Below are 21,894 nucleotides of genomic sequence, written 5' to 3'. Positions count from 1 at the left end.
TCAAATCAAAAGGTATGAAAAAAACAACTCCAAGATTGACAGTTGTGGGAGCAGGTCCGGGAGATCCGGAATTAATCACCCTAAAGGCGGTAAAGGCCATTGGTTCGGCTCAAGTAATTTTATATGATGCCTTAATTAATGAGGCTTTGTTGGAATATGCATCACCAGAAGCTGAACTCATTTTTGTGGGAAAACGAAAAGGTTGCTATGCCTATCAACAGGAGCAAATCAATGAATTGATTGTGGCAAGGGCTAAAAGTCACGGCCATGTTGTGCGGTTAAAGGGAGGCGATCCATTTGTATTTGGTAGAGGAGCCGAAGAATTGGAATATGCCCAGAGGTTTGGTGTGGAAGGCAATGTGGTGCCAGGGATTTCATCGGCTATTGCAGTGCCAGCTTACCAAGGCATTCCTTTGACGAAGCGAGGGAGTTCCGAAAGTTTTTGGGTGATTACGGGAACAACCAAAGATCATAAAATGTCCAATGATATTCCTATTGCGGCCAAATCTACGGCTACAGTAGTTATTTTGATGGGGATGAGCAAGCTGCCTCAAATCATGGAAGCTTTTCAAAAGGAAGGGAAAGCTGAAACACCGGTAGCAATCATTCAAAATGGAACTACAAAAGATGAAAGAATAGGCATTGGTACAGTTGCTTCCATTTGTGAGGTCGTTGAGCAAGAACAGTTATCCAATCCAGCCATAATTATAGTGGGTGAAGTGGTCAACGACCGAGTGCATTTGACTTCGATACGCCAAGAAATTCAACAGTTTTCAGAGAATAAATAGAAACAAAATTTTTTAAAAATTATTGATTTTACGGGATAGCTATATCCAAAATCGACTAAAATTAGAGACCATGATAAAAACAGATATATTGATTATTGGAGCAGGACCAACGGGGTTATTCACAGTTTTTGAAGCCGGATTATTGAAATTGAAGTGTCATTTAATTGATGCGTTGCCCCAACCGGGAGGACAATGCTCGGAGATATATCCTAAAAAACCAATCTACGATATTCCGGGATTTCCGGAGATATTGGCCGGAGATTTAACCAATAATTTATTGGAACAGGGCAAACAATTTGAACCTGGGTTTACATTGGGAGAACGCGCAGAAACCATTGAAAAGCTGGATGACGGTAGTTTCATTGTAACCACCAATAAGGGGACTAAACACCATGCTCCTGTGGTTGCTATTGCGGGAGGTTTGGGATCGTTTGAGCCTAGAAAACCCTTGATTGAAAACATTTCTTATTACGAAGATAAAGGTGTGGAGTATTTTATCAAGGATCCAGAAGTGTACCGCAACAAAAAAGTGGTGATTTCAGGAGGGGGAGATTCTGCTTTGGATTGGAGTATTTTCTTGGCAGATGTAGCCGAAGAGGTCACTTTGGTTCATAGACGAAATGAATTTCGTGGTGCCTTGGATTCCGTAGAAAAAGTACAAGAGTTAAAGTTATTAGGGAAAATCAATTTGGTGACTCCAGCAGAGGTGACTGCCTTGCATGGCAATTCCAAATTAGAGGGCGTAACGATTATCAAGGACGGTGAAAAAATATTGCATGAGGCGGATCATTTTATTCCTTTGTTTGGTTTGTCTCCAAAATTAGGGCCTATAGGCGATTGGGGTTTGGGAATTGAAAAAAATGCCATCAAAGTAGATACCTTGGATTACCAAACCAATATTCCTGGAATCTTTGCCATTGGCGATGTAAACACTTACGAAGGCAAATTGAAGTTGATACTTTGTGGGTTTCATGAGGCGACTTTAATGTGTCAATCTGCTTATAAAATCATCAATCCGGGTAAAAAGTATGTGCTGAAATATACTACCGTAAGTGGTGTTGATGGTTTTGACGGCACGAGAAAAGAAGCTCCAAAAGCAGTAGTGCAGGCTATAAATTAACGGTTATTTAGAATACAGTTTAAATTGTAATCCCTAAATTTAGATGCTCGAAATAACAACTATGGCATATAAACTTCGCTTAAAGGACGATATCGCGACTTTTACAAAACGACTCTTCTATGCATTATTTGATGAGGAAGATGTTCAGCAAAAAGAATTGAAAGTTTTAAAGCAGGTCTTTTTGGATGTGGTATCGCAACTGAATGTTCAAAATGGAAATGAAATTTGGGACGCCTTTTCAAACAAGATTCCATCCATTAAAAAACGCATTGAATTGGATGCTTTAGCTACCGAGAAAAACGATCCGGCTTGTAAAAGTTTGGAAGAGATTTATTTGGCGTATCCAGGATTCCATGCTATTGCCATTCATCGTTTGAGTCACGAGCTTTTTAAGTTGAATGTACCTGTAGTTGCAAGAATGATGAGTGAGTGTGTGCATGGTAAAACAGGCATTGATATCCATCCGGGAGCCACTATTGGAGACTCCTTTTTTATAGACCACGGAACAGGAATTGTGATTGGGGAAACTTCTATCATAAAAAAAAATGTAAAGATTTATCAAGGGGTAACACTTGGAGGGATTCAGGTGAAGAAGAGTTTGTCCAATACCAAACGTCACCCGACCATTGAGGATAATGTCACCATTTATGCCAATGCCACAATTTTGGGGGGAGACATCGTGATTGGTGCCAACAGCATTATTGGTGCCAATGTTTGGATTACCCAATCGGTTCCGGAAAATTCATTGGTGACCTATCAGTCAGAAATTAAAATCAGTACACGCAACAAATGATTCAAAGTAAATCCATAACCGATTTAATCGGGAATACGCCACTTATTGAAGTCAAACGAATCATTTCCAAACCAAACGTACGGCTGTTTTTGAAGTTGGAGGGGAAGAACCCAGGAGGCAGTGTGAAGGATCGTGCCGCTTTCAATATGATTTCCGAGGCATTGAAACGCGGTGATATTTCGGAGGGAGACACTTTGGTTGAAGCTACTAGTGGAAATACGGGTATTGCCTTGGCTTTTATAGCTCAGTTATTAGGGTTGAACATAGTATTGATCATGCCTGAAAATTCTACGGAAGAACGTATCAAAACCATGCGTGCCTATGGAGCGGAATTGATTCTGACACCTGCTGCTGATGGCATAGAAGGTTCGCGTGATCTGGCTGAAAAACTTCAAAAGGAAAAAGGCTATTACATGCTCAATCAATTTGCCAATGATGACAACTGGAAAGCCCACTACAAAACCACAGGTCCGGAAATTTGGAAAGATACCGATGGGCAATTGACGCATTTTGTTTCGGCAATGGGCACTACAGGGACCATCATGGGAGTATCCACTTATCTGAAAGAACAGAATGAAGCAGTAACCATTGTGGGTGCTCAACCAACCGATGACGCTAAAATCCCGGGGATTAGAAAATGGCCAGAGGCCTATTTGCCAAAGATTTTCGATCGCTCCAAAGTAGATCGAATTATAGAGGTAAGCGAAGAAGATGCTCGAACTGTAGCTAACAGATTGGCCAAAGAAGAAGGGGTGTTTTGTGGTATGAGCAGTGGCGGAAGTGTTGCTACCGCATTAAAAATAGCCGATGAAATTGAAGAAGGACTTATCGTCGCCGTAATTTGCGATATAGGAGATCGTTACCTTTCTTCAGATTTGTTTCAATAAAAATTGGTTATAAACTATTTATCCTGTAATTTCGCAGCCTAGTTCATAAACATATAAAATGTTATCACGAAAGGCAGAGGGAATAGACCCGTTGAAGCCTTAGCAACCCTTTAACTTTAAAGAAGGTGCTAAATTCTACTAGTTGAATACTACTCAATTGGACAGATAACCTCGAGTAATTTCTTTTACTTTCTTGATGACATTTTAATATAAACACAATAAAATGTCAAATATTAATCAGGTTTTACAAGACCGAATTTTAGTTCTGGATGGGGCCATGGGGACCATGCTGCAACGGTATAATTTTTCTGAAGAGGATTTTCGTGGGGAGCGTTTTAAAGATTATCCGTCTCCGTTAAAGGGGAACAACGACTTGTTGTCGCTTACGCAGCCCCAAGCCATTGCCGAAGTACATCGTAAATACTTCGAAGCTGGTGCCGATATCGTGGAGACCAATACGTTTTCGGGAACTACTATTGGTATGGCTGATTATGATATGGAAGATTTGGTGTATGAACTGAATTTTGAATCAGCTAAAATTGCAAAAAAAGTAGCTGATGAATTTACAGCTGCCAATCCTGATAAACCCCGTTTTATTGCTGGAAGTATTGGGCCGACTAACAGAACAGCCAGCTTATCTCCAGATGTGAACCGTCCCGAATTTCGAGCCGTAACTTTTGAGGAATTGCGTGTTGCTTATAAGCAACAGGTAGAGGCTTTAATTGATGGTGGCGTAGATTTATTGTTGGTGGAAACTGTATTTGACACTTTGAATGCCAAGGCGGCATTATTTGCTATTGAAGAAGTAAAAGAGGAGAGAGGTATCGATATTCCGGTCATGGTGTCTGGAACGATTACGGATGCTTCAGGAAGAACCCTTTCTGGGCAAACTGTGGAAGCATTTTTAACTTCCATTTCGCATATTCCATTGCTAAGTGTTGGGTTTAATTGTGCGCTTGGAGCCGATCAGTTGCAACCTTATTTGAGACGTTTGGCAAATGAAACCGAATTTTTTACCTCTGCCCATCCAAATGCAGGACTTCCAAATGCCTTTGGGGAATATGACCAAACTCCGGCGCAAATGCAAGTACTAATTGAAAACTATCTTAAAGATGGTTTAATCAATATTATTGGAGGCTGTTGTGGAACAACTCCAGAGCATATTACGGCAATTGCTGAGGTGGCTTCCAAATATAAACCACGCAAAATTGAAGTGTCTGAATAGGGACAGTTTTTGAAAAGAATTACAATGTCAGAAAAACATACAAAATATTTAAAGCTTTCAGGTTTAGAACCTTTAATAGTCACTCCTGAAAGTAATTTTATCAATGTAGGGGAGCGAACCAATGTAACCGGGTCTCGCAAGTTTTTAAGGTTGATAAAGGAAGAGAAATTCGAGGAGGCTCTAGATGTGGCCAGAGACCAGGTGGAAGGTGGAGCCCAAATCATCGATGTGAATATGGATGAAGGAATGTTGGATGGTAAAGAAGCTATGGTAACTTTCTTGAATTTAATTGCTTCGGAGCCGGATATTGCACGAGTGCCAATTATGATCGATAGTTCCAAATGGGAAATTATCGAAGCGGGCTTGCAGGTGGTACAAGGGAAATCTGTGGTGAATTCCATCAGTTTAAAAGAAGGAAAAGAAACTTTCGTGAATCATGCCAAATTGGTAAAACGTTACGGAGCTGCGGTGATTGTGATGGCATTTGATGAGGAAGGGCAGGCTGATACTTACCAAAGACGTATCGATATCTGTAAGCGTTCTTATGATATTTTGGTGAATGAGGTGAATTTCCCGCCAGAAGATATCATTTTCGATCCTAATATTTTTCCAGTGGCAACTGGAATGGAAGAGCACAGGTTAAATGCGTTGGATTTTTTCAATGCCACAAAATGGATTCGTGAAAACTTGCCTTATGCTAATGTTTCGGGAGGGGTGAGTAACGTGTCATTCTCTTTCAGAGGAAATAATGTAGTGCGTGAAGCTATCAATTCAGCATTTTTGTTTCATGCCATCAAGCACGGAATGAATTTGGGTATTGTTAACCCAACGATGTTGGAGGTATATGACGAAATCCCAAAGGATTTATTGGAGCACGTCGAAGATGTGTTGTTGGATAGAAGAGATGATGCTACGGAGCGTTTATTGGATTTCGCAGAAACCGTAAAAGGTGATAAAAAGGAAGATGTAGCCAAAGTTTTGGAATGGCGAAGTGATAGCTTGCAAGACCGTATCACTCATAGTTTGGTGAAGGGAATTGATACCTTTATCATCGAGGATGTTGAGGAAGCAAGATTGACGGTCGAAAGACCTATAGAGGTTATTGAAGGCCACTTAATGATTGGGATGAATGTGGTTGGAGATTTGTTCGGAAGCGGAAAAATGTTCTTGCCTCAGGTGGTGAAATCGGCTAGGGTGATGAAGAAGGCCGTGGCCTATTTGCAACCATTTATTGAAGCCGAAAAGGATGGAAAGCAAGAGTATGCCGGAAAGATTTTGATGGCGACCGTAAAAGGGGATGTCCACGATATAGGTAAAAATATTGTTAGCGTGGTATTGGGGTGTAACAATTATGAAATTGTAGACCTTGGAGTAATGGTACCACCAGAAAAAATTATAGAAACGGCAAAAGCCGAAAAGGTGGATGCTATTGGTTTGAGTGGATTGATTACTCCTTCTTTAGATGAAATGGTGTATCTGTCTAAAGAGATGGAAAAACAGAAATTTACCATTCCATTGCTTATTGGAGGAGCAACTACATCTAGAGCGCATTCCGCTGTGAAAATTGCCCCTAATTACACTCATGCTGTGGTACATGTGAATGATGCCTCCAGAGCGGTAACTGTGGTTGGGAATTTATTGCAGAAGGACAATGCGGTCTACAAAGAACAAATTCGTGAGGAGTATGAAAAATTCCGTGAACAGTTTTTAAAGCGCGGGAAAAAGAAGGATTATATCGACATAGAAGAAGCTAGAAAGCGCAAATTCAAAATTGATTGGAATGCTGCTGAAATTGTAAAGCCAAAGCAACTGGGAGTTCAGGTAGTAGAAGATTTCGATATCACCAAATTGGAAGCCTATATAGATTGGAGTCCATTTTTTAGAAGTTGGGATTTGCATGGAAAATACCCAGAAATCTTGAAAGATGAAGTGGTTGGACAGCATGCGTCCGAATTGTATGCCGATGCACAGGTATTGCTAAAACGCATTTTTGATGAGAAGTTATTGGGGGCCAAAGCAGTTTTTGGATTGTTCCCTGCCAATACGGTGAATGACGATGATATTGAAGTGTATGATGAATCTGGTGCTGTAAAGGCGACATTCCTAACCTTACGTCAGCAATTGGATAAGCGTGAAGGCGTGGCAAATTTTGCCTTGTCGGATTTCGTGGCAACTAAAGAGACAGGAAAACAGGATTATATAGGTTGTTTTTGTGTGAGTACTGGTTTTGGAACGGCTGAATTAGCGAAACAATTTGAGGATAACCATGACGATTATAGTTCTATCATGATCAAAGCCCTTGCTGATCGTTTGGCAGAAGCTTACGCTGAATATTTGCATAAGGAAGTTAGAACGGATATTTGGGGCTATGCACAAGGCGAGAATTTATCCAATGAAGAATTGATCAAAGAAAACTATAAAGGCATTCGTCCAGCGCCGGGATACCCTGCCTGTCCAGACCACTTGGAGAAGAAAACCATTTGGAAATTGTTACAGGTGAAGGAAAACATCGGGGTTGAATTAACCGATAGTTTGGCCATGTGGCCAGCGGCTAGTGTAAGTGGTTATTATTTTGCCAACAAAGACGCCAAATATTTTGGGTTGGGTAAAATAACCGAAGACCAATTGAAGGATTATGCGAAGCGTAGAGGGATTTCAAATGATGAGGCCGAAAAATGGCTGAATCCAAATTTGGCTGATTAATTTAGAAGCCACACTAAATAAAAAAAGATAGTAATTAAACACTTTTCCAACTGAGGGAAATATTATGAAAGTAACAGATCATATCAAGCAGGCCAAGGGCAAAACATTGTTTTCATTTGAAATCATACCTCCAAAAAAGGGGAGCAATATTCAGGAGCTATATAACAATATTGATCCTTTAATGGAGTTTAAACCGCCATTTATTGATGTTACGACGTCTCGTGAAGAGTACGTGTATATTGATAGAAATGGCTTGTTGGATAGAAAGATTACAAGAATGCGTCCGGGGACAGTTGGAATCTGTGCATCGATAAAACATAAGTACAATGTAGATACCGTGCCTCACGTATTATGCGGTGGGTTTACAAAGGAAGAAACCGAATATGTATTGGTAGATTGTCATTATCTGGGGATTGAAAATGTGATGGCGTTACGTGGTGATGCGATGAGTCACCAAAAGTATTTTGAGCCTGCCCAAGGTGGACATACCTATGCCAGTGAATTGGTAAAACAGATTCAGGATTTGAATGAGGGGAAATACCTTCATGATGTTATTGAAGCCGACGATAGAGCTGATTTTTGTATTGGTGTAGCGGGATACCCAGAAAAGCACATTGAAGCACCATCCCTTCAAACCGATTTGAAGCGTTTAAAGGAAAAGGTGGATGCCGGTGCGGATTATGTAGTGACGCAAATGTTCTTCGATAACAAGCGTTATTTCGAATTTGTGAAAGCTGCTAAAGAAGCAGGGATTGATGTGCCAATCATTCCGGGGATTAAACCTATTGCGGTGAAGCGCCATTTACAGTTGTTGCCACATGTGTTTAAAATTGATTTGCCAGAAGAACTGATTTCAGCAGTCGAAAACAGTAAGGACAATAAGGCGGTACGTCAAGTTGGAATAGAATGGGCCATTCAACAATCCAGAGAATTATTGGAAGCAGGAGTACCTGTGTTGCACTATTATTCTATGGGGAAAAGTGACAATATAAAGGCTATTGCAGAACACTTGTTTTAATTATTCTGCTATTTTTGCCCCATAATCCAGCCTATGAAGCATCTATTTTCCTGCCTATTTTTTTTATGGATCGGAGTTCTTTTTTCTCAAGAAACTGATTCCAAGTCTTCTACTGTAGAGGTCAATTATTTTAAAGGGAACATAACGCTTCATAACAACAGCATTCTACATTTAATCAAGGGACATCCCGAGGGTTTTATTGTCAGTTGGAACAAGAAAACCTTTGGGTTCAACGATTGGGAACAGCGCTATAATTATCCAGATTATGGTGTGTCCTTTGCCTATCAAAATTTAAAGAATGATGTATTAGGGAACAACTATTCCTTGTATGCCCATTATAACTTTTACTTTTTTAAGCGGAATTTAATGTTGCGTATTGGTCAAGGATTGGCTTATGCTACTAATCCTTATGATAAGTATGATAACTTTAAAAATGTGGCCTTTGGGTCGCATGTGTTGAGCAGTACTTATTTGATGCTGAATTATAAAAAAGAACGAATTTTTGATAGATTTGGAATTCAGGGAGGTTTGAGTTTGATTCATTATTCCAATGCCAATGTAAAGGCGCCCAATACTAGCGTGAATTCCATGACGTTAAATGTAGGGGTGGTTTACAGTTTGGAGGAAAGTGATTCTGAGTATGTCGACAATTTAACAAAGGAGAAATTTACTGAACCCATCAAATATAATGTGGTGTTTCGAACAGGAATCAATGAAAGCGACGTCATAGACAGTGGAAGATTTCCATTTTATGTGTTGTCTGCCTATGCCGATAAACGTTTGGGGTATAAAAGTGCCATTCAGTTGGGAGCTGATGCATTTTTCTCAAAGTTCCTAAAGGAATTGATTTATTACCAATCGGTGGCATTTCCAGAGGAAAATGTATCTGGAGATGAAGATTGGAAACGGGTGGGGATTTTTGCAGGACATGAATTGTTCATCAATAAAATGTCGGTGGTAACCCAAGTAGGATACTATGTGTATTATCCTTTCGATTTTGAGGGGCGCACCTATTTTAGAGTAGGTTTAAAACGTTATTTTGGAGATAAAGTTTTTGCCGCTTTAACATTAAAGTCGCATGGAGCCAAAGCAGAAGCCGTGGAACTAGGAGTTGGAATTCGATTATAGGTATGAGAAAGCTAATTTACATTTTCGTTTTATTATTGATGGTTGCTTGCGACAGTGAAAATGCCAATGATTGTTTTCAAACTTCAGGAAGCATCATTCAGCAGGAATTTGAAGTGTTTCAATTTGAGCGGATTTTGGTGAACAGGGATATAGAAGTGATTCTGGCCGAAGGTGATTTTCAGGTTTTGGTTGAAACAGGGGAGAACCTTATCAATGATGTATCTGTAAAAGTAGTAGATGGAGAGTTGCAATTAGCCGACAATAATACTTGTAACTATGTGCGGGACTATGGTGTGACCAAGATGTATGTTACGGCACCGAATATTAATACCATCAGAAGTTCTACCCAATACGATATTTCTTCGGAAGGGACCTTGAATTTCCCAAGTTTACAATTGCTGTCTGAAGATTACAATGCGCCTGACAGTTTTACTACAGGAGATTTTAGGTTGGATGTCAATGCTTCTGAAGTGAAAATTGTAGCCAACAACATGGCGTCTTTCTACATTACAGGGCAAACCGAAAATTTATTTATTGGTTTTTATGCTGGAGCAGGACGTTTTGAAGGTGAAGCCCTGCTTGCTCAACATGTGGATATTTATCACCGAGGGAGCAATGATATGATTGTAAATCCCCAACAGTCATTATCAGGAAAAATTCTTGGTCCTGGAGATGTGATTTCTCTAAACCAACCTTCAGAAGTTACTTTGGAAACCCTATATACTGGAAATTTGATTTTTCAGAACTAGAAGAGCATTCCTTTATTTATTCGTCAATTCCCTGAACAGACTTTCCAAACTTTCATTCTTTTGGTTCAGTTGAAGGATTTTGAGTTCATTGTCATGGGCAAAATCAAACACATGAGAACGCATGTCCTTCGTTGTGGAAAACGTGATTTCATACACAAAATCATGAACATTAACTACCGATTTCACATGAGGCAATTTTTGTAAAAAGGCTTCTTCCACGCGATAATCAAATTCAACAATCACGGTTTGGTCTTTCCCTTCCCTAAGTTCAGAAAGGCTTTTGTCTGCTACAATTTCACCCTTGTTGATAATGATTACTCGGTCGCACATGGCTTCCACTTCTTGCATGATATGCGTAGATAGAAACACAGTTTTTTCCTTTCCAACATTTTTAATCAATTGCCTGATGTCTACCAATTGGTTGGGATCCAATCCTGTGGTAGGCTCGTCCAAAATCAACACATCTGGGTTGTGAAGGAGTGCATTTGCCAATCCAACACGTTGGCGATATCCCTTTGAGAGCTGACCGATTTTTTTGTGGGCTTCGGGTGTCAATCCCGTAAGTTCAATGACTTCGGCAATTCGCTCTTTGGCTACATTATAGACTCCTGCATTAAAATGGAGATATTCCTTCACATACATTTCCAAATAAAGTGGATTGTGCTCCGGTAAATAGCCTACATGTTTCTGTACCTCTTTAGACGCGGAGTTCACATCAAAATCACACACTTTAGCTTCGCCGCTGCTTGCTTCGATATATGTGGTCAAGATTTTCATCATGGTTGATTTTCCAGCGCCATTGGGCCCTAAAAAACCAACAATTTCACCTTTTTTCACTTGGAAAGAAACATCGTTCAGGGCCTTTTGGGTGCCGTAAACCTTGGATATGTGGGCAACTGCTATTGACATATAGAGAATTGTTTGTCCAAAAATAGTAATTATATAGTTTAAACCTTCTATGGAAGTAAATTCGTGAAAAAAAATGGAAATGAATAAAAAAATAGAGGCGAGTACTTTGATTTGTGGAAATATTAATTACTTTAGCAATTCGTAAATACAATGAACACAAATAATTATACATATTTTAACTGGTTTTATTTCTTTTTTAGCAAAAGAAACGAGACTCTGTATGTATAATTTATAGCCATAAATTTAATATATAAGTCTCGATGAAAATCGGGACTTTTTTTTTACATGATAAAGTCAGTTGCAATACAGGGAATAAAGGGCTCTTTTCATCATATTGTCTGCCAACAGTATTTTGATGATGATGTCATCATTGATGAATGTTTGTCTTTTGATACAGCGGTAAACAGTTTGCTTACCGGTAAAAGTGATGCCGTGATTATGGCCATAGAAAACTCCATAGCGGGTTCTATTATTCCTAATTACGCCTTGATTGATACTCATAACTTGCATGTTATCGGTGAACATTATTTAGATATTCAGCATCATTTAATGGCCTTGCCAAATCAGTCCATCGAGGAGATTCACGAAGTGTATTCACATCCTATGGCCTTGCTGCAGTGTAAGGAGTTTTTTAAAACACATCCGCACATCAAGTTGATTGAAGACAAGGATACAGCAGAGGTAGCTGAGCGAATCAAAACCAAAGGGCTTAAAAATGTGGCGGCTATTGCCAGTAGGTTGGCGGCGGAATTATTCGAGCTTCAAATCTTGGCGGAAAGTATCCAAACCATTTCTCATAACGAGACCCGTTTTGTGATTGTGAAAAAGCAAAATTCTGAAATTCCTAAAGAGGAAATCAATAAAGCGTCTTTAAAGTTTGAATTGGACCATAAACGTGGTAGCTTAGCTACAGTGCTTAATGTGATGAGTGATTGTAAATTGAACTTAACCAAGATACAGTCCTTGCCAAAAATTGAGACCCCTTGGAAGTATGCCTTTTTTGTAGATGTCACTTTTGAAGCTTATGCCGATTATGACAAGGCAAAATCCATTCTAAAAATCATGTCTCAGGACCTAAAAATATTGGGCGAATATAAAAACGCTAAACTATGATTACAGTAGCTGACAGGTTACATACAGTGGAGGAATATTATTTCTCGAAAAAACTGAAGGAAGTGGCATTGCTAAAGGCACATGGCAAGCCTATTATCAATTTAGGCATTGGAAGCCCAGATTTGGAGCCGCCCATGAAAGTGTTGGCAGCTATTACAGATAGTCTGTCTGATCCTTCGGCGCATAAATATCAAAGCTACTATGGTTTGCCAGAGCTGCGGGAAGCCATTACGGTATTTTACCGAGAGAGGTTTGAAGTGGCTTTAAGCCCGACAACAGAAGTGTTGCCGCTTATGGGAAGTAAGGAAGGAATCATGCATATTTCCATGGCTTTTTTAAATGAAGGCGATGAGGTGTTGATTCCCAATCCGGGATATCCAACCTATACGTCGGTAACCAAATTGGTAGGTGCTGTGCCTGTGTTCTACGATTTAAATGAAGAGGGTAAATGGTTGCCGGACTTGATCGAACTGGAAAAGCAGGATTTGAGTAAGGTGAAGTTGATGTGGCTAAGCTATCCGCACATGCCAACTGGAGCTGTAGCGCCAAACAAGTTTTATGATGATGTGATTGCTTTTGCCAAACGCAACAACATTTTATTGGTGAATGACAATCCGTATAGTTTTATTTTGAATGAACATCCTAGAAGCATCTTGAAATATAAAGGCGCGAAGGATTGCTGTTTGGAATTGAATTCGTTGAGTAAAACCTTTAACATGGCCGGTTGGCGTGTGGGAATGGTTTTGGGAAAATCAGATTACATTAATGCCATTGTTAAGGTGAAAAGCAATATGGATTCTGGTATGTTTTACGGCATTCAGAAAGGTGCCATTGAAGCCTTAAAATGTTCTGAAATGTGGTATGTAAGCCTTAACAGTGTCTATGAAAAGCGTAGGGAGCTGGTTTGGAAATTGGCAGAAGCCCTTAACTGTACATTTGATAGAACTGCCACAGGAATGTTCGTTTGGGCAAAGTTGCCCGATTTTGTAAAGGCCGAAGAATTTATAGATGTATTGTTGAAGAACAATTCCATTTTTATTGCCCCAGGCACTGTTTTTGGAACCAATGGAGAAGGCTATATTCGGTTTTCATTGTGTGCCTCGATTGAAGATATAGAAGAAGCGATAGCTAGAGTTAAGTAGTATGAAAAATATTTACATCATAGGAATTGGATTGATTGGCGGAAGCATTGCCAAAGATATTAAGCGTTTGACTCCGGATTCGGTGATTTATGGTATTGACCATAATCCAAAACATTTGGAACAGGCCAGGGAATTGGGAATTATAGATGAAAAGTCCACCATGGAAACATTGTCTAAAGCAGATATTGTTATAGTGACTGTCCCTGTGGATGCGACCGTAAAACTTTTGCCTGAAGTCTTGGATTTGGTACATGACGATGCCTTGGTAATTGATGCCGGTTCTACCAAAAATGACATTTGTAAAGTGGTGGAAAATCATCCAAAACGAAGAAATTTTTTGGCAACCCATCCCATTGCGGGAACTGAGTTTTCTGGGCCTTCGGCTGCTATTGAAGGCTTGTTTGTTGGGAAAACCAATATTATTTGTGAGGTGGAAAAAACGGCCTTCAAACTACAGGAGTTAGCATTAAATATTTTCAAAATTATGGGCATGAGGATTCGGTATATGAATCCAGAGGCGCACGACAAACACATTGCTTATGTTTCGCATTTGTCGCATATCAGTTCCTTTATGTTGGGAAAAACCGTAATTGAAAAGGAAAAAAACGAGCGGGATATTTTTGACTTGGCAGGAAGTGGATTTGAGAGTACGGTGCGTTTGGCTAAAAGTTCACCCGAGATGTGGACCCCAATTTTTAAACAGAATAAAGTTAACGTCATCGAAACCTTAGAAGAGTATATTGAGAATCTTACAAGATTTAAAGAGTTTATGAAGGCCGATGAGTTTGATGAAATTTACAATGAAATGAAAAGTACCAACCATATTAAAGACATATTAAAAGGAATCGTTTAAAACAAGCATTATGGAAAACAAGAAAGAACTTAGATCGTGGTTAGACAACTTCGGATTGGAGCATCCGTTGGTAATTGCAGGGCCATGTAGTGCGGAAACAGAGGAGCAGTTGTTGAAAATTGCGCATGAATTAAAAGATAGTGATGCTACGGTATTGCGAGCGGGAATTTGGAAGCCAAGAACAAGACCTGGCAACTTTGAAGGTGTGGGAGCTTTAGGGCTTAAATGGTTGCAAAAGGCAAAGGAAGAAACAGGAATGTTAACCACCACCGAGGTTGCCAATGCCCATCACGTAGATTTGGCCTTGGAGCATGATGTAGACATTTTATGGATTGGAGCCAGAACTACGGTAAGCCCGTTTATAGTTCAGGATATTGCCGATGCCCTTAAGGGAACGGATAAAACGGTGTTGGTAAAAAACCCCGTAAACCCAGACTTGTCTTTGTGGTTGGGAGCTGTTGAACGATTCTATACGGCCGATATTAAAAACTTAGGGGTAATCCACAGAGGATTTTCAACCTATGAAAAGACAAATTATAGAAACAACCCTGAATGGCAAATTGCTGTTGATTTGCAAAACCGTTTTCCAGATTTGCCACTTATTTTAGATCCTTCGCACATTGCAGGAAGGCGAGACATCATTTTTGATCTTTGCCAGACTGCCTTGGATTTAAATTATGATGGTTTGATGATAGAAACCCATTACGATCCGGATAATGCTTGGAGCGATGCAGCGCAACAAATCACGCCAAAGACCTTGATTCAAATTACCAAAGATTTGAAGATAAGAAAGGAGTTTGACGATGCTGCTGAGTTCAATAATAAAATTAATATGATGCGTACGCAAATTGACCTTATTGACCATCAATTGATTGAAATTTTGGGTAAACGCATGAAAATAGCCGATGATATTGGAGCACTTAAGAAGTCTAAAAACGTGGCTGTATTACAGTCTAAACGATGGAATGAGATTTTAGGTAAAATGATTCTTCAAGGTGAGGAGAAAAATTTAAGCGAAGAATTTATTTTGCGTGTATTTAAAGCCATTCACCAAGAGTCCATTAACCATCAAGAGAAGATTATCAATTCTTAGTAGTTTTTGAATAGAATTATTCCTTTTATTATGAATTAGAAAGACCGCCTTTGGTGGTCTTTTTGTTGTTTGACAAGCGAATAATTCACATCTTTGTACCGCATGACAGGAATCGTATATAAATCTACAGGAAGTTGGTACACCGTTAAAACAGAGCTCGGTGCATCCTATCAATGTAGGATGAAAGGGAAGTTTAGAATTAAGGGAATTAAGAGTACCAACCCTATTGCCGTGGGTGATGTGGTGGACTTTGAATTGGAGACCAACAACGATGAAACTACAGGGGTTATTCATCATATCAAGGATCGCAAAAACTATATTGTTAGGAAATCGGTAAACCTTTCAAAACAAACACACGTAATTGCTGCCAATATTGATGTGGTATTCTTATTGGTGACCATTGATAATCCGCCAACTTTCACAACATTTATCGATCGCTTTTTGGTGACTGCCGAAGCATATTCGGTTCCTACGGTTCTTCTGTTCAATAAAATTGATACTTACGATGAAGATACATTGAACGAGGTACGGTTTTTGGCCCATGTGTACAGAAAAATTGGGTACGAATGTATTGGTATTTCGGCAGCGACTGGGAAAAATATCGATAAGGTAAAGTCATTAATGAAGGACAAAGTGTGCATGTTTGCAGGCCATTCAGGAGTGGGGAAATCTACTTTGGTAAACGCTATAGAGCCGACTTTAGATTTAAAGACCAAGGAAATTTCCATGCAGCACATGCAGGGACAACATACCACAACTTTTGCCGAAATGTTCGATTTGGAGTTTGGTGCCAAAATTATTGATACCCCAGGAATCAAAGGGTTTGGGGTGGTAGATATGGACAAAGAAGAAGTGGGAGACTATTTTCCTGAGTTTTTTGAACTAAAGCAACACTGCAAATTCAATAATTGTATCCATGTGGATGAGCCCAAGTGTGCTGTGAAGGAAGCTTTGGAAAATGATGAAATTGCCTATTCACGATATAGAAGTTACCTTCAAATTTTGGAAGGCGAAGACGAATCTTACCGTACCGACAATTACTCAAAAGAATAATATTTTGCACGACAATGAAAGCAGTCATTCAAAGAGTATCGCAATCCAGTGTCACTATTGAAGGTGAGCAAGTAGCCAATATTAAAACTGGCCTTTTGATATTATTGGGAATTGTAGATGAGGATACTCGAGAGGACATAGACTGGCTTTCCAAGAAGATTGCCAACCTTCGCATTTTTCCAGATGAGAATGAGGTGATGAACAAATCTTTGATTGATGTAGATGGGGATGCCATTGTTGTAAGCCAGTTTACTTTGCATGCCAGTACAAAAAAAGGAAACCGTCCTAGTTATATTAATGCTGCGAAACCAGATGTTGCCATTCCTTTGTACGAAGCTTTTGTGTCTAAATTTGAAGCCGATTTAGGTAAAACCGTTGGAACGGGAGAGTTTGGTGCCGATATGAAAGTCGCCTTGGTAAATGATGGGCCCGTAACTATTATTATCGATACAAAAGATAAAGTGTAATGGCTTCACTCTTTGGCCATGGGATGCTAGCCTTTACTATTGGTAAAGTTGCCTCCAAAAAAGTGTCAAAATCTTTAATATTTCTAGCAGTTTTGTCAGCCATAATTCCAGACGCTGATGTGTTGGGATTTATATTGGGGGTTCCATATGAGTCCCCTTGGGGACACCGGGGTTTTACACATTCCATTGTATTTGCAATTATTTGGACCATGTTTTTGACTTTGGCTTTTGGTAAAAAGCAGAAGCCTATTTATGCCATTGTAATTTTATTGAGCACTTTGTCTCATGGTGTTTTGGATGCTTTAACTACTGGCGGCAAAGGTGTGGGCTTTTTTATCCCATTCAACAATCATCGATATTTTTTTTCTTGGAAGGTTATCCAAGTGTCACCAATTGGTGTGGAACGCTTTTTTTCAGAATGGGGTGCTAAAGTGATAATGAGTGAGTTGCTTTACATTTTTGTGCCGTGTTTTATTGTTTTGATGTTCAATTGGTTAAAGAATAAACAGGCGTAATCTTTATAGATTTCTCCTTTAATTTGGAGAATTTTATTAGATTTAAAGACCAAAAACCAACCCATGACTACCAAAATATTATCCTTTTTAGGGGTGTTCTTCATTTCCTCTATTGTGTATTCTCAAGAAGAACTTTTTTCAGCAGCGACTATTCCCTCGGAATTGAAATATAAGGCAAATGCTGTTGTAAGATATAATGATCAAAAAATTGAAATTAAAGCCTATAATGAAATTTTGGTTACTCAAAAAAGAATTGTGACGGTTTTAAGTAAAGCAGGGAATTCTGATGTTGATGCTGTATTTCATTATGGAAGGGGGATTGATATTAAAAATTTGGAAGTGAAGATTTTTGATGCTTATGGAAAAGAGTTGAAAAAAATTAAGGAGAAGGATTTTCAGGATGTAAGTGCTGTTAGTGGAGGGACTTTGTATTCCGATAGTCGGGTTAAGTATTTGGACTACACTCCTATAAGTTATCCCTATACGGTACTGTTGGATGCTGAAATAAAATATAATTCCACAGCATTTTTGCCTGGTTGGAGACCCATTGAAGGTTTTTATGTAAGTACGGAAAATAGCGAGTATGAAATTATAAATTCTTCTGAAGTTGAAGTTAAAATTAAGACTCAAAATTTTGAAAACTATAATATTACAAAGTTTAATAATTTTCATTACAAAGCAAATGATTTAAGCTCATTAAAGCCAGAAGCTTATAGTCCTCCTTTTAAAACCTACGCTCCTGTTTTAAAGGCAGCTTTAGTTGAGTTTGATATGGTTGGGGTGAAAGGTGTTAATAATAATTGGTCAGATTTTGGTAAATGGATGTTTGAGGACTTATTAAATGGAACTGATCAATTGCCAGATCAAGTAAAACAAGAGATAAAAGAATTGACAAAAGATAGTTCAAATGATTTGGAAAAGGCAAAAATTGTCTATAAGTATGTGCAAGATAAAACTCGCTATATAAGTGTACAAGTTGGTATTGGTGGTTGGAAGCCTATGTTGGCAACCGATGTTGATCGCTTGGGCTATGGAGATTGTAAAGGCCTGTCTAATTACACTTATGCTTTGCTGAAAGAGGTAGGAGTTGATGCTAATTATGCCGTTATTTATGGGGGGAGAAATATAAGAAGTATAGATAAAGAATTTTCTTCTACACAAGGAAATCATGTAGTGTTATATCTTCCAAATCAGGAGAATGGTGTGTGGTTGGAATGTACGAGTCAAACAAATCCTTTTGGTTTTATTGCAGGTTTTACAGATGATAGAGATGCTTTGATAGTGACACCTGAAGGAGGTGAAATAATCCACACAACGACATATCCTAAAGAGAAAAGCACTCAGGTTACAAAAGCTAGAGTAAAACTGCTTAATGATGGATCGTTAAATGGGGAAGTAACCATTAAAACCCAAGGATATCAGTATGCTCTGCATGAGGGAATTCAGAATGAAGAACCCAGAAATCAGGACTTACATTTTAAAAACTATTGGGATTATGTCAATAATTTATCAATAACCGAAATGGAGTTTGAGAATGATAAAGAAAGTATTCTTTTTACTGAAAACATTAAGGTTTCCGCACAGAATTATGCGTCAAAAACAGGTAATCTTTTATTGGTTAGTCCTAATATATTCAATAGGGTAACTCACATACCTACACGATATAGCAATAGAACTTTAGGTTTTGAAATTGAAAGGGGTTTTGTTGATACTGATGAGTTTATAATTGAAATTGACGAATCCCTAAGTTTTGATGCGTTACCAGATGCGGTAAGCATTGATACTAAGTATGGTTTCTATCAATTTTCAATAACGGTGCTTAATGAGCATGAAATACTTTACAAGCGAACTTATAGCTTAAATAAAGGAAATTATCCTAAAGAAGAATATGCCAGGTTTAGAGACTTTGTGGCCTCTGTGGCAAAAAATGATAAAGCTAAACTAGCATTAACTTTAAAACTCTAAAAAGTAATGAAAAAGGCTCTTACAACATTATTGATTTTATTCTTGGGCTATGTGCAATATGCTCAAGATTATGATTTTGGAAAAGTTTCAAAACAAGAACTTGAAGAGAAAATCTGTCCTCAAGACTCTTCAGCTAATGCTGTAGTGTTATATAAGAATGAAAAAATAAGTTTTGAGTATGTTCAAGGTGAAGGATTTATGCAGAATAGGGAAGTTCATGAACGTATTAAAATCTATAATAAAGAGGGTTTTCATTGGGCAACAAAAAAGATTAGACTGTATAATAGCTCAGCATCAAATTCAGAAAATTTATCTTCTTTAAAGGGGTATACTTTCAGCCTTATTGATGGTAAGATAGAAAAAGAGAAGTTGAAAAAGGAGAGTATATTTGAAGAAGAGGCCAATAAGTATTGGAAGTTTGAGTCTTTTACGATGCCAAATGTAAAAGATGGCTGTGTAATAGAATATGCCTACCGAATTAAATCACCTTATTTGCAAATTGATGATATTAATTTTCAATATAACATTCCAATTCTGAAATACGATTTAAAGATAAGTACTCCAGAATATTATATTTATAATAAATTACTCAACCCTAAATCTAGTTACATTCCAAAACTCAATTTAACAAAAGAACATAATAGTTTTACTATCAATAGTAAAGCAAGATCAACTACGGGGGGATTGACTGCGACTAAAACTGAGTTTAGCCAATCTAAGACTGATTATATGGATAACGTTATAACCATAAATGAGGTAAATATTCCAGCATTAAAAGATGAACCATTGGTTGATAATATAGATAATTACAGGGCAAAACTAATTTTGGAATTAACGGCTATTAAATATCCTAATAAACCTTTGGAGTCTTTTTCTTCTAGTTGGGAGAAAGTAACCAAAACGATTTATGATAGTGATGAGTTTGGTATTCAGTTGGATAAAACAGGGTATTATGAAGAGGATCTCGAGTACCTAATTGCAGGAGAGACTAATGTTTCAAATAAGATAACCTTAATTTATAATCATGTAAAATCAAAAGTGAAGTGGAATGGGTATTATGGGTACCGAACAGATAATGGCGTACGTAAAGCTTATAAAGAGGGAACAGGCAATGTTGGAGATATAAATTTAATATTGGTATCTATGCTTAGAAGTGCAGGTGTTAAAGCAAATCCTGTTTTGATAAGCACTAAAAATAATGGAATACCTCTCTTTCCTACCAGGGACGGCTTTAACTATGTTATTTGCATGATAGAAGATGTGAATTTTAATGTTTTATTGGATGCTACAAATGACTATAGTACTGTAGATATATTACCAACAAGAGCTTTGAATTGGCAAGGAAGAGTCATTAGGGAAAATGGAAGTTCTGCGTGGATTGATTTACAACCTAAGGTTAAATCAGAGGAGACAGTGCTTTTAAACATTGCAATTAATACTGATTTAACGGTGGGAGGGAAAGTACGTGAAAATTATACCAATTATATGGCTATGCAGCATCGAAATAGATATGCCAATGTAAGCCCTGATGATTTGATTAAGATATTCGAAAAAAACAAAGGTGAGATTGTTATCGAAAATCTAGAAATTAATAATGTAAAAGATGTTGAGAAACCACTGCAAATTACCTATGAATTTCAATCGAATGATGCAGTTGAAGAGATAGCAGGGAAACTTTATTTTACACCAATGTTATTTTTGGCAACATCTGAAAATCCTTTTAAACAAATTAAGAGGAATTACCCTATAACCATGGATTTTCCAGTTTCAACAAAGTATATGGTAAATGTTATGATCCCTGAAGGGTATGAGGTTGAAACACTTCCGGAAAGCAGTGCTGTAGATTTTAATAATGGAGGAGCAAAATTAACTTATGTCGTAAAGAAAAGTGGTAAATATCTTCAGTTACTTGTAAATCTTGATTTAAATACTACTTTAGTGCTTCCAGAAGATTATGAGTATTTTAAAGGCTTTTTTAAATCTAGTATAGAAAAGCATAATGAAAAGGTAGTACTTAAAAAAATAATATAATGAATATTGAAAATGCCCAAAAAGTAGTTGATAATTGGATCCAAGAGCACGGGGTAAGATATTTTAATGAGCTGACCAATATGGCGCAGCTTACAGAGGAAGTTGGGGAAGTGGCCCGCATTATTGCCAGACGTTATGGGGAGCAGAGTGAAAAGGAAAGTGACAAGGACAAAGATTTGGGTGAAGAGTTGGCCGATGTGGTGTTCGTGGTGCTGTGTTTAGCTAATCAAACAGGTATTGACTTGCAGGCGGCATTCGATAAAAAAATGGACAAAAAAACCAAACGCGACCACGATAGGCACCATAATAATGAAAAATTAAAGTAAATTGCTCAAATAAGTA

General features: G+C 38.2%; 20 protein-coding genes and 1 riboswitch. Of the genes, 19 read left to right on the top strand and 1 reads right to left on the bottom strand.

What is annotated here, in order from left to right; all coding sequences use genetic code 11:
- Positions 1 to 14 precede the first annotated feature (14 nt).
- The 9 genes from cobA (at position 15) to ZA06_RS15780 (ending at position 10,411) form a co-directional block, all read left to right on the top strand.
- A complete protein-coding gene (gene cobA, locus ZA06_RS15820) occupies positions 15 to 788 on the top strand; it encodes a uroporphyrinogen-III C-methyltransferase (RefSeq protein WP_053978533.1) in 774 nt (257 codons plus the stop codon).
- A 70-nt stretch (positions 789 to 858) separates the two neighbouring features.
- Positions 859 to 1,908 (top strand): NAD(P)/FAD-dependent oxidoreductase, encoded by a 1,050-nt coding sequence (locus tag ZA06_RS15815; RefSeq protein ID WP_053978470.1) that lies wholly within the window; start codon positions 859 to 861, stop codon positions 1,906 to 1,908.
- 61 nt (positions 1,909 to 1,969) lie between these two features.
- A complete protein-coding gene (gene epsC / locus ZA06_RS15810; protein WP_240472323.1) occupies positions 1,970 to 2,701 on the top strand; it encodes a serine O-acetyltransferase EpsC in 732 nt (243 codons plus the stop codon).
- Positions 2,698 to 3,588 (top strand): cysteine synthase CysM, encoded by an 891-nt coding sequence (gene cysM, locus ZA06_RS15805; RefSeq protein ID WP_394332255.1) that lies wholly within the window; start codon positions 2,698 to 2,700, stop codon positions 3,586 to 3,588. Before epsC ends, cysM begins: the two co-directional genes overlap by 4 nt.
- 58 nt (positions 3,589 to 3,646) lie before the next feature.
- Positions 3,647 to 3,760: riboswitch (SAM riboswitch) on the top strand.
- 51 nt (positions 3,761 to 3,811) lie between these two features.
- Positions 3,812 to 4,813 (top strand): homocysteine S-methyltransferase family protein, encoded by a 1,002-nt coding sequence (locus ZA06_RS15800; protein WP_053978468.1) that lies wholly within the window; start codon positions 3,812 to 3,814, stop codon positions 4,811 to 4,813.
- Between the two features lie 24 nt (positions 4,814 to 4,837).
- Positions 4,838 to 7,516: a methionine synthase gene (metH, locus tag ZA06_RS15795; protein WP_053978467.1), complete on the top strand. Its 2,679-nt coding sequence runs from the start codon at positions 4,838 to 4,840 to the stop codon at positions 7,514 to 7,516.
- 64 nt (positions 7,517 to 7,580) lie between these two features.
- On the top strand, positions 7,581 to 8,534 hold the full coding sequence (gene metF / locus ZA06_RS15790; protein ID WP_053978466.1) for a methylenetetrahydrofolate reductase [NAD(P)H]: 954 nt from the start codon (positions 7,581 to 7,583) through the stop codon (positions 8,532 to 8,534).
- A gap of 33 nt (positions 8,535 to 8,567) precedes the next feature.
- Complete coding sequence (locus ZA06_RS15785; RefSeq protein ID WP_053978465.1) at positions 8,568 to 9,662, top strand: acyloxyacyl hydrolase; 1,095 nt, start codon at positions 8,568 to 8,570, stop codon at positions 9,660 to 9,662.
- 2 nt (positions 9,663 to 9,664) lie between these two features.
- On the top strand, positions 9,665 to 10,411 hold the full coding sequence (locus tag ZA06_RS15780; RefSeq protein WP_053978464.1) for a head GIN domain-containing protein: 747 nt from the start codon (positions 9,665 to 9,667) through the stop codon (positions 10,409 to 10,411).
- 12 nt (positions 10,412 to 10,423) lie between these two features.
- On the opposite strand, the gene gldA is transcribed toward ZA06_RS15780, so the two are convergent.
- Complete coding sequence (gldA, locus tag ZA06_RS15775; protein WP_053978463.1) at positions 10,424 to 11,320, bottom strand: gliding motility-associated ABC transporter ATP-binding subunit GldA; 897 nt, start codon at positions 11,318 to 11,320, stop codon at positions 10,424 to 10,426.
- 285 nt (positions 11,321 to 11,605) lie between these two features.
- Between gldA and ZA06_RS15770 the strand changes: the two genes are divergently transcribed.
- The 10 genes from ZA06_RS15770 (at position 11,606) to ZA06_RS15725 (ending at position 21,878) form a co-directional block, all read left to right on the top strand.
- The gene (locus ZA06_RS15770) at positions 11,606 to 12,433 is read left to right on the top strand and encodes a prephenate dehydratase (protein WP_053978462.1); all 828 of its coding nucleotides are present in this window, start codon (positions 11,606 to 11,608) and stop codon (positions 12,431 to 12,433) included.
- The gene (locus ZA06_RS15765; protein ID WP_053978461.1) at positions 12,430 to 13,575 is read left to right on the top strand and encodes a pyridoxal phosphate-dependent aminotransferase; all 1,146 of its coding nucleotides are present in this window, start codon (positions 12,430 to 12,432) and stop codon (positions 13,573 to 13,575) included. Before ZA06_RS15770 ends, ZA06_RS15765 begins: the two co-directional genes overlap by 4 nt.
- Position 13,576: 1 nt before the next feature.
- Positions 13,577 to 14,428 (top strand): prephenate dehydrogenase, encoded by an 852-nt coding sequence (locus tag ZA06_RS15760; RefSeq protein WP_053978460.1) that lies wholly within the window; start codon positions 13,577 to 13,579, stop codon positions 14,426 to 14,428.
- Between the two features lie 10 nt (positions 14,429 to 14,438).
- Positions 14,439 to 15,521 carry a bifunctional 3-deoxy-7-phosphoheptulonate synthase/chorismate mutase type II gene (locus ZA06_RS15755; protein WP_053978459.1) on the top strand — a complete coding sequence of 361 codons (1,083 nt, stop codon included), beginning with the start codon at positions 14,439 to 14,441 and terminating at the stop codon, positions 15,519 to 15,521.
- Positions 15,522 to 15,623: 102 nt separating this feature from the next.
- Complete coding sequence (rsgA, locus tag ZA06_RS15750) at positions 15,624 to 16,574, top strand: ribosome small subunit-dependent GTPase A (protein ID WP_053978458.1); 951 nt, start codon at positions 15,624 to 15,626, stop codon at positions 16,572 to 16,574.
- Positions 16,575 to 16,588: 14 nt separating this feature from the next.
- A complete protein-coding gene (gene dtd, locus ZA06_RS15745) occupies positions 16,589 to 17,041 on the top strand; it encodes a D-aminoacyl-tRNA deacylase (protein ID WP_053978457.1) in 453 nt (150 codons plus the stop codon).
- The gene (locus ZA06_RS15740) at positions 17,041 to 17,556 is read left to right on the top strand and encodes a metal-dependent hydrolase (RefSeq protein ID WP_053978456.1); all 516 of its coding nucleotides are present in this window, start codon (positions 17,041 to 17,043) and stop codon (positions 17,554 to 17,556) included. The genes dtd and ZA06_RS15740 overlap by 1 nt, the downstream gene beginning before the upstream one ends.
- A gap of 114 nt (positions 17,557 to 17,670) precedes the next feature.
- Positions 17,671 to 19,521, top strand: coding sequence for a DUF3857 domain-containing protein (locus ZA06_RS15735; RefSeq protein ID WP_240472322.1), 1,851 nt, complete (start codon positions 17,671 to 17,673; stop codon positions 19,519 to 19,521).
- Between the two features lie 6 nt (positions 19,522 to 19,527).
- A complete protein-coding gene (locus tag ZA06_RS15730; RefSeq protein ID WP_053978455.1) occupies positions 19,528 to 21,552 on the top strand; it encodes a DUF3857 domain-containing protein in 2,025 nt (674 codons plus the stop codon).
- The gene (locus ZA06_RS15725) at positions 21,552 to 21,878 is read left to right on the top strand and encodes a nucleotide pyrophosphohydrolase (RefSeq protein ID WP_053978454.1); all 327 of its coding nucleotides are present in this window, start codon (positions 21,552 to 21,554) and stop codon (positions 21,876 to 21,878) included. Before ZA06_RS15730 ends, ZA06_RS15725 begins: the two co-directional genes overlap by 1 nt.
- Positions 21,879 to 21,894: the final 16 nt, after the last annotated feature.

Origin of the sequence: Mangrovimonas xylaniphaga (assembly GCF_001280435.1) — a bacterium.
Classification (GTDB): domain Bacteria; phylum Bacteroidota; class Bacteroidia; order Flavobacteriales; family Flavobacteriaceae; genus Mangrovimonas_A; species Mangrovimonas_A xylaniphaga.
This window is presented reverse-complemented; position numbering and strand designations above follow the sequence as displayed.

Bases quoted from the DNA above. Each gene is read 5' to 3' on its own strand.
- cobA (WP_053978533.1), top strand. From the start codon at position 15: ATGAAAAAAACAACTCCAAGATTGACAGTTGTGGGAGCAGGTCCGGGA.
- ZA06_RS15755 (WP_053978459.1), top strand. From the start codon at position 14,439: ATGGAAAACAAGAAAGAACTTAGATCGTGGTTAGACAACTTCGGATTG.
- ZA06_RS15760 (WP_053978460.1), top strand. From the start codon at position 13,577: ATGAAAAATATTTACATCATAGGAATTGGATTGATTGGCGGAAGCATT.
- ZA06_RS15770 (WP_053978462.1), top strand. From the start codon at position 11,606: ATGATAAAGTCAGTTGCAATACAGGGAATAAAGGGCTCTTTTCATCAT.
- ZA06_RS15800 (WP_053978468.1), top strand. From the start codon at position 3,812: ATGTCAAATATTAATCAGGTTTTACAAGACCGAATTTTAGTTCTGGAT.
- ZA06_RS15780 (WP_053978464.1), top strand. From the start codon at position 9,665: ATGAGAAAGCTAATTTACATTTTCGTTTTATTATTGATGGTTGCTTGC.
- ZA06_RS15815 (WP_053978470.1), top strand. From the start codon at position 859: ATGATAAAAACAGATATATTGATTATTGGAGCAGGACCAACGGGGTTA.
- ZA06_RS15785 (WP_053978465.1), top strand. From the start codon at position 8,568: ATGAAGCATCTATTTTCCTGCCTATTTTTTTTATGGATCGGAGTTCTT.
- ZA06_RS15725 (WP_053978454.1), top strand. From the start codon at position 21,552: ATGAATATTGAAAATGCCCAAAAAGTAGTTGATAATTGGATCCAAGAG.
- ZA06_RS15765 (WP_053978461.1), top strand. From the start codon at position 12,430: ATGATTACAGTAGCTGACAGGTTACATACAGTGGAGGAATATTATTTC.
- gldA (WP_053978463.1), bottom strand. From the start codon at position 11,320: ATGTCAATAGCAGTTGCCCACATATCCAAGGTTTACGGCACCCAAAAG.
- metF (WP_053978466.1), top strand. From the start codon at position 7,581: ATGAAAGTAACAGATCATATCAAGCAGGCCAAGGGCAAAACATTGTTT.
- cysM (WP_394332255.1), top strand. From the start codon at position 2,698: ATGATTCAAAGTAAATCCATAACCGATTTAATCGGGAATACGCCACTT.
- ZA06_RS15740 (WP_053978456.1), top strand. From the start codon at position 17,041: ATGGCTTCACTCTTTGGCCATGGGATGCTAGCCTTTACTATTGGTAAA.
- dtd (WP_053978457.1), top strand. From the start codon at position 16,589: ATGAAAGCAGTCATTCAAAGAGTATCGCAATCCAGTGTCACTATTGAA.
- epsC (WP_240472323.1), top strand. From the start codon at position 1,970: ATGGCATATAAACTTCGCTTAAAGGACGATATCGCGACTTTTACAAAA.
- metH (WP_053978467.1), top strand. From the start codon at position 4,838: ATGTCAGAAAAACATACAAAATATTTAAAGCTTTCAGGTTTAGAACCT.
- ZA06_RS15730 (WP_053978455.1), top strand. From the start codon at position 19,528: ATGAAAAAGGCTCTTACAACATTATTGATTTTATTCTTGGGCTATGTG.
- rsgA (WP_053978458.1), top strand. From the start codon at position 15,624: ATGACAGGAATCGTATATAAATCTACAGGAAGTTGGTACACCGTTAAA.